Source organism: Mucilaginibacter sp. P5_A4, from assembly GCF_056400605.1.
Genome location: NZ_JBFUKX010000005.1, coordinates 37,443 through 51,761 on the forward strand (window position 1 = coordinate 37,443; position 14,319 = coordinate 51,761).

The window sequence follows — 14,319 nt, forward strand, 5'->3', positions numbered from 1 at the left end:
TAGGAGAAGATGGCCTTTCTAAAAAAAAGAAAGGCCATATCTCTTATACCTGCTTCCTTAATAGGGGACCAAAACTTTCGCACCTTATTTACCATCTGCATATCTGAAATCTGCACATTAAGTTCATTATATTTACATAACAAGTGTAACCTAAGTAAAAGTCCAGTAGTCAGAGAGGTTGTAACACATGCAAAGCAAGCTTTCAGATATCGATCTTATAGAACAGACACTGGCTGGCAACCAGTCGGCTTATGCCGACCTGGTAAAGCGGCACCAGCGTTTTGTGTTTACGCTGGCTATGCGTTTTGCTAAAAGCCGCGAGGATGCTGAGGAAATTGCACAGGATTGCTTTATAAAAGCTTACCGCTCGCTGGCCATGTACCAGGCGCAATCTAAATTTACAACATGGCTGTATACCATTGTATATAATACAGCCATGACATTTTTGAGAAAAAAAAGAGTGGCCACCGAGTCTATAGATGACGAGGGCACTTACATACAGGTTAAAAACCATGAGTCGGCTTATGATGCTGATAATGTGGAAAATAAATCACGATCGTTTTACCTGAACCAGGCCATTGAGCAACTGTTACCTGATGATGCCACCATCATCACCTTGTTTTATAAGGGCGAGCAATCTTTAGAAGAAATTGCCCAAACATTGGGAATGGAGGCCAATACGGTTAAAGTAAAACTATTTAGGGCGCGCCAGCGTTTAAAAGATAAGCTGGAGCGTAATTTAAAACATGAGGTTAAAGAACTGATATGAACACCATTGAAGAAAAACTCTGGAACTACATTGATGGTACCTGCACACCGGCTGAGCAGGATGCCATTGCCCTGCTTATTGAGCAGGATGAGGTATACAGGCAAAAATACCAGGAGCTGCTGCTGCTAAACCAGGAGTTTGCAAACATGGAACTTGATGAGCCATCAATGGCCTTTACCTATAATGTGATGGAAACCATCCGTACCGAAAATGCAAGCAAGCCTTTAAAGGCGGCTATTGATAAACGCATCATTATGGGTGTTGGCATCTTTTTTATTTTTACCATACTGGCATTGTTAGTGTTTACAATAGCCAACATTCATTTTTCCGGTTCGGCTGTTGATGTAAAGGTTACCCTACCGGCCAGCATTAAAATGCCCAACATGGGCCATATTTTTAGCAGCCAGGTATTTAAATGGTTCCTGGTATTTGATGTAGTGCTGGCTTTATTTTTAGCCGATAGCTATCTGCGCAGAAAAAAGACGGTAAAACAGGCATAAAGTGTTTTGTATGGTGTACAACAAAAACGACAGTTGTTAACACAATTGTTCAGTTACCGGTAATAACTTAAAAAAACGCTCATTTTTTGAAGCAGAAAAGGTATTGAAATCAACTTGATAAAAAAAATCATAAAGTAGCCTACTTTGGTATAGTAATTGTATGATTGTATATGAACTGGTAATCTTACCGGTTTAATTGTGATAAGGTTTAGGTTGAAAGTCTCCCGACGCAAGGTTGGGAGGCTTTTATTTTTAAAGATTATCTGAACCGTAATTTTTGCACCAACAGAAGTGAATTTATCATCTGCTCATCTGAAACTGAGAAGCCCTCGAAGTTAATCTGCACATCCTATTTATCATCTGCAAATCCATACTCGTCTTTAAATTTGTTACAAACAATTTTTTTCTCTTTCCGTATAACCTGTTGTAACTAATAGCCCTTCCCCCTGATGGCTGTAATAAAACCAATTTTCTTATGTTCAATAGTGTTAATCCAGGTAATGACACTGATTTTAATTTCGAACGTTTTTTTGAACTATCCGCAGATCTTTTTTGTATTGCCGGCTACGATGGTTACTTTAAAAAGGTAAACTCAGCAGTATCAAAAGTACTGGAATATACCAATGAAGAACTTTTTGCCCGCCCTATAAATGAGTTTGTACACCCCGAAGACCAAGGTATCACCTCACTAAACCGGGATAACCTGACACGCGATATCCCACTTTTAAATTTCGAGAACCGGTACGTAACCAAAAGCGGCAAAATTGTTTGGCTTGCCTGGACATCGATGCCTGTTGATAGCGAGCGGCTGGTTTTTGCTATTGCCAAAAATATCACACACAAAAAGAAGCAGGAAGAAGAACGAAACGCCCTCATAACCCATCTTACCACAATAAACAACAAACTAAAGCACCTAACATATACCACATCGCACGATCTGCGGTCGCCTGTGAGTAATTTGCTATCGGTATTTAATTTTATAGATATTTCAAAGATACAGGATGAAGAAACGGTTGAATTTATAGGCATGCTGAAAGCCGCTTCGGAAAGTTTGAAAGATACATTAAACAATTATGTTGATGTTTTGAGCCAGAAAGATAGTTTAAATGTACATGTGGAAGAATTGGACATTAATGATTCATTAAACACAATTTTACATTCGCTAAGCTCATTATTACTGCATTCAAACGTTACCATAAATGTAAACTTTGCAGCAAACAGCACCATCAAATTTAACAAAGCATACCTGGAAAGTATTTTCCTGAACCTTATCACCAATTCCGTAAAATACGCGCGTCCGGATGTTCCACCAGCCATTACCATTAGTTCGGGAATTAATAATGGTATCAAACAAATAATATTTGCCGATAACGGACTGGGCTTTAACATGGAAAATGTAAAAGACAAGATTTTTGGCCTTCGCCAAAAATTTCATCAGCATCATGACAGCAAGGGCATAGGGCTTTACCTGGTACATAATCACATTACCAGCCTGGGCGGGCAAATAGTACTTGAAAGTAAACCCAATGAGGGTGCTAAATTCACTTTATCGTTTAAAAACTAACCTGCTCATATTTTTGCCTGTATTAAAAACCTTACATTAATTAAACATTGATATTACATACCTTTGCGGTTTGCTCCTGGTTGGTAAGGCGCTTATTCAAAATAGATAAAAAGCATGTACGATATTTGTTGTGTAGGGCATATTACATTAGATAAAGTGGTAACACCTCGCGCGGTTGCACACATGGCCGGCGGCACCTCCTTTTATTTTTCCAATGCCATCCGCAATATGGATGTCAGCTATACACTCGTAACCACTCTTGCCCAAAGCGAAATGGTTGTTGTTGAAAAACTACGCACCAAAGGGATTAAGGTAAATGCATCTGTAGGCGGGCTTTCTGTTTATTTTGAAAATATCTACTCCCAAAACCAGGACCACCGTACCCAGCGGGTATTGCAAAAGGCCAATCCTTTTACTGTTGAGCAACTGCAGCAAGTAGATGCTCAAATTTTTCACTTAGGGCCGCTATTGGCCGATGATATGCCTGTTGAGCTAATTAAAGAACTGCATAGCCGCGGCCGTGTTTCGTTAGATGTGCAGGGCTATTTACGCAAGGTTGAAAATACAAACGTGGTGCCTGTTGACTGGGCCGATAAACGGGAGGCTTTGCGCTATGTAGATATCCTGAAAGCCAACGAATACGAAACCGAAGTACTTACAGGCAGTAGCGATATTTTTGAAGGTGCGCGTATTTTGGCCGACTGGGGGGTTAAAGAAGTGGTGCTTACCCTGGGCAGTATGGGCTCTGTTATTTATACCGATGGTGTTTTTTACAATATTCCCGCTTATGCACCTATAGCGGTTGTAGATGCTACAGGCTGTGGCGATACCTATATGGCAGGTTATTTATACCAGCGTATAAAAGGTGCATCATTTCAGCAGGCAGGCGAGTTTGCAGCAGCTATGGCCAGTTTTAAAATTGAATCATCGGGACCATTTACAGGCACCGAAGAGGATGTAATGAACTTACTGGAGAAAGGCGTGAAGGTATACAGTTACTGAGCCTTTAATTTTTTATAATTTATACAGACCAGCCATAAAGCTTAGTTAACAGCGCTATATTCAGTTAACTAATACGCATTTCTATAAAACCCTTTCGCACTTTTATTAGTTATATCAATGTATTAAAACGCATTGGTAATGAGATCTATCTGGAAAGGTTCAATTGGTTTCGGGTTGGTGAGTATACCGGTTAAGCTGTATTCGGCCGTGCAAACGTCGTCACTTAACTTTGATATGCTTGATGGCCGGGATCATGCACGCATCCGTTATCAGCGGGTAAATGAGCGCACACATAAGGAGGTGCCTTATGATAAAATTGTAAAGGGCTATAAGCTGAGCAATGATGACTATGTGATAGTTGAAGAGCAGGATTTTGAGGATGCCGCACCCGGGAAAAGCAAGGTAGTTGAAATAGAAAGCTTTGTTGATATTGCCGATGTGAACCCCATGTTTTATGAAACATCCTACTACACCGAACCCGATACCCCGAATAATAAAGCCTATGCATTACTGCTGAAAGCGCTCACCCAGTCAAAAAAAGCCGGGTTGGCGCGATTTGTTTTACGCAGCACCGAGAGCCTTTGCATAGTGCACCCCGTTGAAAACGTATTGGTCATTACCCGCATTCGTTTTGGGCAGGAAATACGCGGTACAGAGGAGCTTAATCTTAGCCATGACGTTGGTATAAGCAAAAAGGAGCTGGATATGGGCCTCGCGTTGATAAACCAGTATGCCGAAGATTTTGATGTATCTAAATTTAAGGATGAATACAATGATGAATTGCTGAAGATCATCAAAGCAAAATCAAAAGGCAAACGTGCTACTGTTAAAAAACTTAAACCCCATAAAACCAGCAGCGATGACCTTTATGATCAGTTAATGAGTAGTTTGAAAACAAAAAAAGCCTGATGTATGTTATTCCTGGCTCAAATGAGCACGACTATCAGGGATGGACAGAATCGTTAAATAAACTGTTATTTACTTACTTTAGCGAATAAGCTTCCATCGCCTATGAAAACTATTGTTTACGCTATATTTATTGGGGTTGCATTTGCCGCCCTCGGCTCCTGCTCGCCCAAAGGACCATACGCCATAACCAACAAAGTGTACAGGCACCAGGCGGATTCGGTACTGAAGGTCATCAGTCGCGAGCAACCGGCCACGTTGGTTGATAGTCTCGGTGCTGCCATTCCCAGCGAATGGGTTGGCACCGTAAACTTCAACGCCCGCAAGCCAAACTATGTAATTATTCACTACACTGCGCAGGATTCGGCCAAACAAACACTTAAAACTTTTACATTGGTAAAGCCCCAGGTGAGCGCCCATTATGTAGTTGGCAAAGATGGCAGGGTATACCACATGCTTAACGATTACCTGCGCGCCTGGCAGGCCGGCATTAGCAGCTGGGGTAGCATAAGCGATATGAATAGTTGTTCTATAGGTATCGAAATTGACAACAACGGCCATGAGCCTTTTAATGATGTACAGGTAAAGAGCCTGCTGGCCTTACTGGCCCAGCTTAAAAAGACTTATAACATCCCTACAGCAAACTTTATCGGCCACCAGGATATTGCCCCCGCCCGCAAGTCAGATCCCGGTCCGCTGTTTCCATGGAAACTGTTGGCCCAAAAAGGTTTCGGCTATTGGAGCGACGAACTGCTGGAGCTGCCACCCGACAACTTTGACTATGCAACAGCCCTGCGCCTCATAGGCTATGATACCAGCAACCTGCCAGCCGCAATAACAGCCTTTAAACGCCATTTTGTACAAATTGAAGACAGCCCGGCCATGACGCAGTTGGATTTGAATGTGTTGTATAATGTGTATAGGAAGTATTAGCCCCCTAACCCCCTAAAGGGGGAATTTTTGATTTACGGCTTCTTATAAAAAAGGCCATTCACTTGTGTAGCGAATGGCCGTATGCTTTATACCTCCCCCTTCAGGGGGCTGGGGGGCTCTTCCACCCGTCTTTTAGCGTAACAGTTCTGTTGAAAACTAATTTATCGGCTGTTGAGTACTTATCCAGTGTAAAATAGCCTTTGCGCATAAACTGTACCGGAGTGCCGGGCTTGGCATTGGCCAGGTCGGGCTCAATGTATGCTGTTTTGATTATGTGCAGGCTGTTGGGGTTAATGTAGTCCTTAAAGTCACCCTCCTCGCTTTGCGGATTCTCTACCTGGAAAAGGCGATCGTAAAGCCTCACCTCGGCGGTTTTGGCGTGTGGTACGCTTACCCAGTGAATAGTTCCCTTAACGTTGATGCCGCTGGTATCATTACCAGATTTAGATTCGGGCAGGTAAGTACAGTGGATCTCAGTTACATTGCCATCGGCATCCTTAACAAAGTCGTCGCAACGAATAATGTAAGCGTTTTTCAACCTCACCATCAGCCCAACACCCAGCCGGAAGAACTTTTTAGGTGGAATTTCCATAAAGTCCTCACGCTCTATCCACAACTCCCGGCTAAAAGGGAACTCGCGGCTACCGTCACCACCCTCAACCTCGGGGTTGTTTTCGCCATGCATCGTTTCTACTTCACCTTCGGGGTAATTAGTCAGGATACATTTTATAGGATCCAGCACAGCCATACGGCGCCATGCGGTTTTGTTCAGGTCCTCGCGGATACAAAACTCCAGCAGGCCAACATCTATCATGTTTTCGCGTTTGGCCACGCCAATACGCTCGCAAAACTCGCGGATACTGGCAGGGGTATAACCCCGGCGGCGCAAACCGCTAATGGTAGGCATTCGCGGGTCGTCCCAACTCTCTACATACCCTTCTGTAACCAGTTGCAGCAGCTTACGCTTGCTCATTACAGTGTAGTTGAGGTTTAGCCTTGCCATTTCATATTGTTTGGATGGGAAGATACCTAACTGTTCAATAAACCAATCGTATAAAGCACGGTGGGGTATAAATTCCAGTGTACAGATGGAGTGGGTTATCTCCTCAATAGCATCCGATTGGCCATGGGCAAAATCATACATCGGGTAAATGCACCAGGCATCGCCTGTACGGTGATGGTGCGCATGCTTAATGCGGTACATCAAAGGATCGCGCAGATGCATGTTGGGTGCTGCTAAATCAAGTTTAGCCCGTAACACCTTGGCGCCATCGGGGTATTTACCGGCTTTCATATCGGCAAACAGCTCCAGGTTCTCTTCCACCGATCTGCTGCGGTACTGGTTGGGTGTACCAGGTTCTGTAGGTGTACCTTTCTGTGCGGCAATCTCCTCTGCAGTACTATCATCTACATAAGCCAGGCCTTTTTTGATGAGGGCAACAGCAAATTCATATATCTTGTCGAAATAGTCAGATGCGTATAATTCTTCGGCCCATTCAAAGCCCAGCCATTTTACATCCTCCTTAATACTGTCAACATATTCAACATCCTCTTTAACGGGGTTGGTATCGTCAAAGCGCAGGTTGGTTTTGCCGTTATATTTTTGCGCAAGTCCAAAGTTTAAGCAAATGGATTTGGCATGGCCGATGTGCAGGTAACCATTAGGTTCGGGCGGAAAACGGGTTAACACCCGGCCTCCGTTTTTGCCGGCGGCTATATCTTCTTCAACAATTTCCTCTATAAAGTTCAATGATCTTTCTTCGCTCATAAACAACAGTTATCAATAACCACAAAAGTAACAAAATTTTTAAGCCGCTAACTTTATAAACGGGAACTGGTGTATTGACAATTAGCACATGGTTATTATGATAAAATAATTAAATTTGAAACAGCTTAAATCAAAAACCTATACAGAATATGAACACGTACCAGGATCCTTACACAAATTTTCAGGATATGACGCCCGAAGAAATGGGCTTTTTACAACAAGCCACCGCTGGACTAAATGAAAATCAAACAAAATACTTTTACATGGTTTACACCAGCAAACGCAAAAACGCGCAGGAAATATTATTGTTTACCTTACTTGGTTTTATTGTAATTGCAGGTGTACAGCGTTTTGTACTCGGGCAAATTGGTATGGGTTTACTTTATCTTTTTACCGGCGGCTTTTGCCTTATTGGTACTATTGTTGATTTGATAAACAATAAATCGCTCACGTTAGAGTATAATAAAAACATGGCTTATGAAAGCCACCGTATGGCTATGTTAACTCCATAAAATTAACCTTGCCATCTTATAGTTAAATTTGTTCATGAAACTATCCATCCTTACCGCCTACCTTGAAAGTTTTGCACCACTGGTTTACCAGGAAGATTACGATAACGCAGGCCTTATAGTAGGTAACCCCGACCAGGAAATAACACAGGCCCTGCTTTCTTTAGATTGTACCGAAGCTGTGGTTGATGAAGCCATCGCTACCGGTTGTCAGGTAATTATATCGCACCATCCTATCGTTTTCAAAGGGTTAAAAAAGTTTAATGGCAAAACTTATGTAGAACGCGTGGTTGAAAAAGCCATCCGCAACCGCATCGCCATTTACGCCATCCACACTAATCTTGATAACGTGATGACCGGGGTAAATACCCGCATTTGCGATACACTGGGCTTAAAAAACTGCCGAATACTGGCACCAAAACACAACCTGCTTAAAAAGCTGGTAACATTTGTACCCCATAGCCATGCTGATGCCGTGCGCGATGCTTTATTTGCGGCGGGAGCAGGCAATATTGGTAATTACAGTGAAGTTAGCTTTAATGCCGAGGGACTGGGCACTTTTAAAGGCAATGATGCTACCGTACCCTACATTGGCGAACCGGGTAAACGCCACCGGGAAAATGAGATTTGCATCCAAACAATTTACCCGGCCAACCTGGAGAGTAAAATAATCATGGCGCTGATACTGGCCCATCCATATGAAGAGGTGGCTTATGACCTTTATAGCTTAACCAACCAAAACCAGCAGGTTGGCTCGGGTATGATAGGTGAGCTGGAAGTGCCGCAGAACCAGGAATCGTTCCTGTTTCATGTAAAAGATAAGATGCGTACACATGTAATAAGGCATACGGCATTTACAGGCAAACCCATTAAAAAAGTAGCCGTTTGCGGTGGCGCAGGAGGCTTTTTACTGAAGCATGCTATAGCCGCCGGAGCCGACATTTTTATCACTGCCGACTACAAGTATCACGAGTTTTTTGATGCCGAAGGAAAAATAGTGATAGCCGACATCGGACACTTTGAGAGTGAACAATTTACGGTGCAATTAATGTATGATATAATTAGAAAAAAATTCCCTATCTTTGCCGTCCGTTTAACAGAAGTAAATACAAACCCCGTCAAATATTTTATTTAATGGAACAAACCGTAGAACAAAAGCTTAAAGCTTTATACGAACTACAAACCATCCACACTAAAATTGATAGAATTCGCCAGGTAAGGGGTGAGCTGCCAATGGAAGTTGCCGATTTGGAAGATGATGTTGCTGGCCTTGAAACCCGCATACAAAAGATCAAATATGAGCTGGATGATGTAGAGGATGAGATAGTAACCCGCAAAAACCTGATCAAAGACGCCCAGGCAAATATTAAAAAATACGAAGCGCAGCTTAACGAAGTTAAGAATAACCGTGAGTATGATGCCATATCAAAAGAAATTGAGATACAGGGATTAGATATACAGGTAAGCGAGAAAAAAATAAGGGAATATGGTTTTGAAATCTCCTCAAAAACGCAGGTGTATGAAAAAGCCCTTGCCGACCTTGAAGCACGCAAAAGCGACCTGGAAGCTAAGAAGGATGAGTTAGGCGTTATTACTGCCGAAACAGAAAAAGAAGAGAACGATCTTGTTGCACAGGCAGAAAAAGCTATTCCAAACATCGAGGAGCGTTTGCTTACAGCTTACAACCGTTTGCGCCAAAATGCCAAAAATGGTTTAGCTGTTGTAACTATTCAGCGCGATTCATGTTCAGGTTGTTTTAACCAGATCCCGCCTCAGCGCCAGTCTGATATCCGCCAGCGTAAAAAGATCATCGTTTGCGAGCATTGCGGACGTATCCTTGTTGATGAGCAGATGGCCTTAGAAGCAGAGACCATATAAGCAAAGCACTTAATTAATATGAAAGGCATCTTTTTTAGGATGCCTTTTTTTGTGAAACAGTTTTTATGCCCAGATCAAGGATTCTTTATTTCATGCTTTCGGTCGCAACCATTATTATTGGCCTGCTATCCCGGTATTTTAAATTTATTCCGCTGTTTATCGGCGATATTCTTTGGGCGCTGATGGTTTTCTTTATCATGCGTTTTCTACTTATTAATAAGCCTTTAAAATACGCCATTATAGCAAGCCTTTTATTTTGCTATGCTATAGAGTTTAGCCAGCTTTACAAAGCGCCCTGGATAAATGATTTGCGGCATACTATTTTTGGCAAGCTGGTTTTAGGAGAAGGCTTTTTGTTTAGCGATCTATTGTGCTATACCGTTGGGATAGGGGTTGGTGTTCTGTTAGATTTATACACCATCAAGAAAAAAGCACAAACTCGTTTTTAGATAATAATTGATTTACAGATAACATTCGTAGCTCAAAACATACTTGTCTGCCTGCCCTTCTTAGGCACAAATAAACTGTAATCATAATCCGGCATTTCACGGCCCGCCATAAAACGATTACAAGCCATTCTGAACATCTGGTGGATAGATTCGGCTATCTTACCTTCGCCGCTCATCCGTCGCCCAAAATTGCTGTCATTTAGCTGCCCGTCGTGACATTCGCGAATCATGTTCAGCACTTTTTCCGCTCTATCAGGAAACGCTTTGTGGATCCAGTCGCTAAATATTTCGGCAATGCTGCCGTTAAGGCGCACAATGGTAAACCCGGCAGCCAAGGCGCCCCTGTCAGCCGCAGCTTTAATAATGTTGGGTACCTCGTTGCTATTCAGGCCCGGGATGATAGGAGCCGCCATTACCCTAACGGGAATCCCTTTCTCTGATAGTTTTTGCACAACGGCAAGCCTGCCCGTTGCAGTTACCGTACGCGGTTCGAGCTTTTGGCGCAATTGCTCGTTAAGCGAGGTTATAGAGACGTTAACATGCACCAGGCTCATGGCGGCCAGCTCGGTTAAGATATCAAGGTCGCGCAGGATAAGGTTATTTTTGGTGATGATGGCAACCGGATTTTTATACTTCAAAAAAACCTCCAGCAGTTTTCTCGTTATTTGTAAGCTACGCTCAATCGGCTGATAGCAATCAGTATTGCCCGATAGCAGGATGCACACGGGTTTATAATTCTTTTTATTAAAATATTGCTCCAAAAGCTCGGGGGCGTTCCGCTTTACAATTATTTTGCGCTCAAAATCAAGCCCCGCACTAAAACCGTAATATTCATGAGTATTACGGGCATAGCAATAAATGCAGCCATGCTCGCAACCCTGGTAAGGGTTTATAGAGTACATATGGCTAAGGTCGGGACTGTTTGATTCGCTTACTATTTTTTTGGGTGTCTCCTCAAAAAGCTGGGTTAAACCATTTTCAAGGAAGGGTTCGTCGAGCCCTTCAATATGGTCGGCCACATATTTGTTTTTCAGGAACTTATTGTGGGTATTAACCTGCGCCCCCCTGCCTTTAAAAAAGTCTGGGTTATCTTCATGTGCCATATGGCAAATTTGCTAATTTAATTAGCAAATCACAAATCAACCAGCTTGTTTTTTATGCTGTATAAAACCAGGCCAACGCGGCTTTTAATTTGCAGTTTTTCAAAAAGCTGGTCGCGGTAACTATCAACAGTGCGCACGCTTATGCACATGGTATCTGCAATTTCCTTGTAGGTAAGTTCGGTGCTGGTAAGGCGTAAAAATTCAATTTCACGCGGATTTAGCTTTACCTGTGCCGCTTTATCGATATTAAAATTATTCAGCAGGTGCTTGGTAACAAAATCGGGGTAAAAAAGCTCACCTTCCGAAACTTTACTCAATGCCCTTTCAAACTCATCGGGCTCCGCGTCTTTTAACAGATAGCCCTTTACCCCTGCCATCACCATTGACAACACCTTTTCGGCATCCTCAAACATGGATAGAATGATAACACGGATAGATGGATGATGCTTTTTAAGCCATTGGGCAGTTGACGTACCATCCATAACAGGCATATTAATATCAAGCAAAATAATATCAGGTATAATCCCCTCTGTAATATTGTCTATCAGCTCTTTACCGTTTGCGGCCTCAAATAGAATGCTATAGCCGCCAAAACTATCTATTAGCGCTGCCATGCCGCTCCTAAAAAGGCGGTGATCGTCAACCAGGGCTATTTGAATCGGTTCCGTTAGCATAAATTTCTTGTACCAGGGGGTTCAATGACAGCTTAATAGTGCAACCTTTTTGGGGTGAGCTGCTTATAACCGCCTCTGCTCCAATCAAACCTGCCCTGTTTGTCATGTTACGCAACCCCGATCCACTCTTGTCGTTAAGCAATTCGGGCTGGAAACCAACGCCATCATCTTCGATGGTTAAATTAAACATTTGTGTGTTATAATGCAAACCTATTTTAATGTTTGCGGCATCTGCATGTTTCAACACATTATTTAACGCCTCCTGGAATACCCTGAACAAAACCAATTCGCGCTGTTCGCCCAAACTGTAAACTTCGCCTTCCACCGTTACATCCACATGAATAAGCCCGCTTTTATTGATCCGGACAGCCTCCATCTCTAATGTTTTTACCAGTCCCAATGCGCTTATATGCTCAAAGCTGAGACTTTTTGAGAGGTTACGCAGATCTGTAATGGTTTGGGCTACAAGTTCACGGGTATCATTTAATTTTGCCTGCTCATCACCATCAAGCTTTTTACCCAACAGGCCAAGGTTAAGTTTTACAAATGATAATACCTGGGTAATATTGTCATGCATTTCGCGACTAACATAATTAAGGGTTTCCTCCTGGATCTCGATACGGGTTTTTAGCAATTCCTGCTTAAATGATGATTTTAATTCGGCTTTTTCGAGCGCGTTTTTGTTCTGCTTTTTTTGAAACATCAATAAAAAACCAACCATAAAAAACCCAAGCAACAGCAATAATGCAGTACCTGCAATTATTATAAGGATAACTTCTTCGTCTTTGAAAAGCATAAAAAGGCAGATATTAAGAGTGAATTGAGCAACAAATTTGAAAGCCCCGGAATAGTTGCTGCCAAAATATAAAAATGATAATTGTTTTTATATACCATGTAGCTAAAACACGAAAAATAAAAACTCTTTGAAAGAAAATAAAAAAGCAAGCCCGTAGCAACTAAAAACGGCGGATGCTTTATAAGCACCAAACCCACCTCTGCTTCTTCGAATAAATTATGATAATAAATGCAAATTAAAGTCAAAATAAATAGGGCTTGTACTAACATTGCTATGGTATTCAACTTCCAAACTCCCTGGATAAAGGCCATATCAATAAGTGAAAGCAGTATTACAAAAGCAGCAAGTGAGTGCATTTTCTTTTTATATGATGCACTTTTTGCAAGCGATGTCATATAATAGGCAAAAAGAATAAATTCTATTAATTCTTCGATGTTGCCCGCCCAGGAGTTGGTGTGATTAATTATAAGCCAGTTAAAAAAATTCGCCGTTTCGAAAACAACAGCAAATGCCAGGTAAGGCATAAACCACTTAAGGTTGCTATCCAACTGCTTATAAGCATATAAACAGAAGAAAAAAGTTACAATTAGGGATATGCAATAAAGATTGTATAATAACATGCGGTACTTATGAAGCTAAATAAGAACAATATGCCTTGGTTTTATCCTGAGATGATTAGCTCCATCTGCCCATGTATTTTTAAATGTTGCCAAAAAGCCAATACAAGCAATAAATGCGACCCGCAATTATTTCAAAGATAACTTCTTCGTCTTTGAACAGCATACAAAGGCATAAATTAAGAGTGAATTAAGCACCAAATTTGAAATTCCAGGAATAATTGCTGCCAAAATATAAAAATGATAATTGTTTTTATATACCATGTAGCTAAAACATGAAAAATAAAAAGTAAGGGAAAGAAAATAAAAAAGCAATCCGGTAGCAACCAAAAACGGTGGATGTTTTAACAGAAAAAGATGCTCCCGGGCTTCCTCAAGCAGGTTATAGTAATAAATACAAACCAACGATAAGATAAACGACCCCTGTAGTACAATGGCTACTGTAGCTCTTTCCCAAAACCCCTGAATACAAAAAATATCAATAAAGGATAATAGTATTACAACAGCAGATAGGATACGTGCTTTTCTTTTATATAATGGTCTTTTATCCTGCGATATTATAAAATACGTGAACATCAAAAAATCCAATATGTCTTCTAAATTATTAGCCCATGCATTACTGTGCTTAATCATCAACAGGTTAAAAAAATCTGCGGTTACGTATACAATTACTAAAGCAAAGTATGGCAAAAACGGCTTAAAGCTATCATCGAACGATTTATACGCGTAGAGGCACGCAGCAAACGTTAAAGGGAGAGAAAGAAGATAAAGGTTAAATAATAGCATTCAATATTTATGATCTTATAAAATGCTAAAATAGTTCATCTACAAGCATCTTTCTAAAATTATCA

General features: G+C 41.5%; 16 protein-coding genes. 10 read left to right on the forward strand and 6 right to left on the reverse strand.

The window, feature by feature from the left end; all coding sequences use genetic code 11:
- The first annotated feature begins 187 nt into the window (after positions 1–187).
- From AC1DQW_RS04940 to AC1DQW_RS04965, 6 genes are all read left to right on the forward strand, one after another.
- Complete coding sequence (locus AC1DQW_RS04940; protein ID WP_477453099.1) at positions 188–769, forward strand: RNA polymerase sigma factor; 582 nt, start codon at positions 188–190, stop codon at positions 767–769.
- On the forward strand, positions 766–1,269 hold the full coding sequence (locus AC1DQW_RS04945) for an anti-sigma factor (RefSeq protein ID WP_477402820.1): 504 nt from the start codon (positions 766–768) through the stop codon (positions 1,267–1,269). The genes AC1DQW_RS04940 and AC1DQW_RS04945 overlap by 4 nt, the downstream gene beginning before the upstream one ends.
- A gap of 475 nt (positions 1,270–1,744) precedes the next feature.
- Positions 1,745–2,833, forward strand: a complete 1,089-nt coding sequence (locus tag AC1DQW_RS04950; protein ID WP_477453100.1) for a PAS domain-containing sensor histidine kinase — start codon at positions 1,745–1,747, stop codon at positions 2,831–2,833.
- A 114-nt stretch (positions 2,834–2,947) separates the two neighbouring features.
- A complete protein-coding gene (locus tag AC1DQW_RS04955) occupies positions 2,948–3,835 on the forward strand; it encodes a PfkB family carbohydrate kinase (RefSeq protein ID WP_477453101.1) in 888 nt (295 codons plus the stop codon).
- Between the two features lie 138 nt (positions 3,836–3,973).
- A complete protein-coding gene (gene ku, locus AC1DQW_RS04960; RefSeq protein WP_477453102.1) occupies positions 3,974–4,744 on the forward strand; it encodes a non-homologous end joining protein Ku in 771 nt (256 codons plus the stop codon).
- A 102-nt stretch (positions 4,745–4,846) separates the two neighbouring features.
- Complete coding sequence (locus tag AC1DQW_RS04965) at positions 4,847–5,674, forward strand: N-acetylmuramoyl-L-alanine amidase (RefSeq protein ID WP_477453103.1); 828 nt, start codon at positions 4,847–4,849, stop codon at positions 5,672–5,674.
- Between the two features lie 100 nt (positions 5,675–5,774).
- Here the strand turns inward: AC1DQW_RS04965 and AC1DQW_RS04970 are convergent, their stop codons facing one another.
- Complete coding sequence (locus AC1DQW_RS04970; RefSeq protein ID WP_477453104.1) at positions 5,775–7,442, reverse strand: glutamine--tRNA ligase/YqeY domain fusion protein; 1,668 nt, start codon at positions 7,440–7,442, stop codon at positions 5,775–5,777.
- Between the two features lie 149 nt (positions 7,443–7,591).
- Here AC1DQW_RS04970 and AC1DQW_RS04975 point away from each other — a divergent pair, with 149 nt between their 5' ends.
- The 4 genes from AC1DQW_RS04975 (at position 7,592) to AC1DQW_RS04990 (ending at position 10,278) form a co-directional block, all read left to right on the forward strand.
- Complete coding sequence (locus tag AC1DQW_RS04975; RefSeq protein WP_477412554.1) at positions 7,592–7,954, forward strand: TM2 domain-containing protein; 363 nt, start codon at positions 7,592–7,594, stop codon at positions 7,952–7,954.
- A 34-nt stretch (positions 7,955–7,988) separates the two neighbouring features.
- Positions 7,989–9,086, forward strand: a complete 1,098-nt coding sequence (locus tag AC1DQW_RS04980; protein WP_477453105.1) for a Nif3-like dinuclear metal center hexameric protein — start codon at positions 7,989–7,991, stop codon at positions 9,084–9,086.
- Complete coding sequence (locus tag AC1DQW_RS04985; protein ID WP_477402811.1) at positions 9,086–9,829, forward strand: zinc ribbon domain-containing protein; 744 nt, start codon at positions 9,086–9,088, stop codon at positions 9,827–9,829. Before AC1DQW_RS04980 ends, AC1DQW_RS04985 begins: the two co-directional genes overlap by 1 nt.
- Before the next feature lie 65 nt (positions 9,830–9,894).
- A complete protein-coding gene (locus AC1DQW_RS04990; RefSeq protein WP_477453106.1) occupies positions 9,895–10,278 on the forward strand; it encodes a ribosomal maturation YjgA family protein in 384 nt (127 codons plus the stop codon).
- A 32-nt stretch (positions 10,279–10,310) separates the two neighbouring features.
- On the opposite strand, the gene AC1DQW_RS04995 is transcribed toward AC1DQW_RS04990, so the two are convergent.
- From AC1DQW_RS04995 to AC1DQW_RS05015, 5 genes are all read right to left on the reverse strand, one after another.
- Positions 10,311–11,381 carry a PA0069 family radical SAM protein gene (locus AC1DQW_RS04995; RefSeq protein WP_477453107.1) on the reverse strand — a complete coding sequence of 357 codons (1,071 nt, stop codon included), beginning with the start codon at positions 11,379–11,381 and terminating at the stop codon, positions 10,311–10,313.
- Positions 11,382–11,410: 29 nt separating this feature from the next.
- Positions 11,411–12,055 (reverse strand): response regulator transcription factor, encoded by a 645-nt coding sequence (locus tag AC1DQW_RS05000; RefSeq protein ID WP_477412564.1) that lies wholly within the window; start codon positions 12,053–12,055, stop codon positions 11,411–11,413.
- Positions 12,021–12,851 (reverse strand): sensor histidine kinase, encoded by an 831-nt coding sequence (locus tag AC1DQW_RS05005; protein WP_477453108.1) that lies wholly within the window; start codon positions 12,849–12,851, stop codon positions 12,021–12,023. Before AC1DQW_RS05005 ends, AC1DQW_RS05000 begins: the two co-directional genes overlap by 35 nt.
- Positions 12,818–13,246 (reverse strand): hypothetical protein, encoded by a 429-nt coding sequence (locus tag AC1DQW_RS05010; RefSeq protein WP_477453109.1) that lies wholly within the window; start codon positions 13,244–13,246, stop codon positions 12,818–12,820. Before AC1DQW_RS05010 ends, AC1DQW_RS05005 begins: the two co-directional genes overlap by 34 nt.
- A gap of 351 nt (positions 13,247–13,597) precedes the next feature.
- Positions 13,598–14,101 (reverse strand): hypothetical protein, encoded by a 504-nt coding sequence (locus AC1DQW_RS05015; protein WP_477453110.1) that lies wholly within the window; start codon positions 14,099–14,101, stop codon positions 13,598–13,600.
- Positions 14,102–14,319 lie beyond the last annotated feature (218 nt).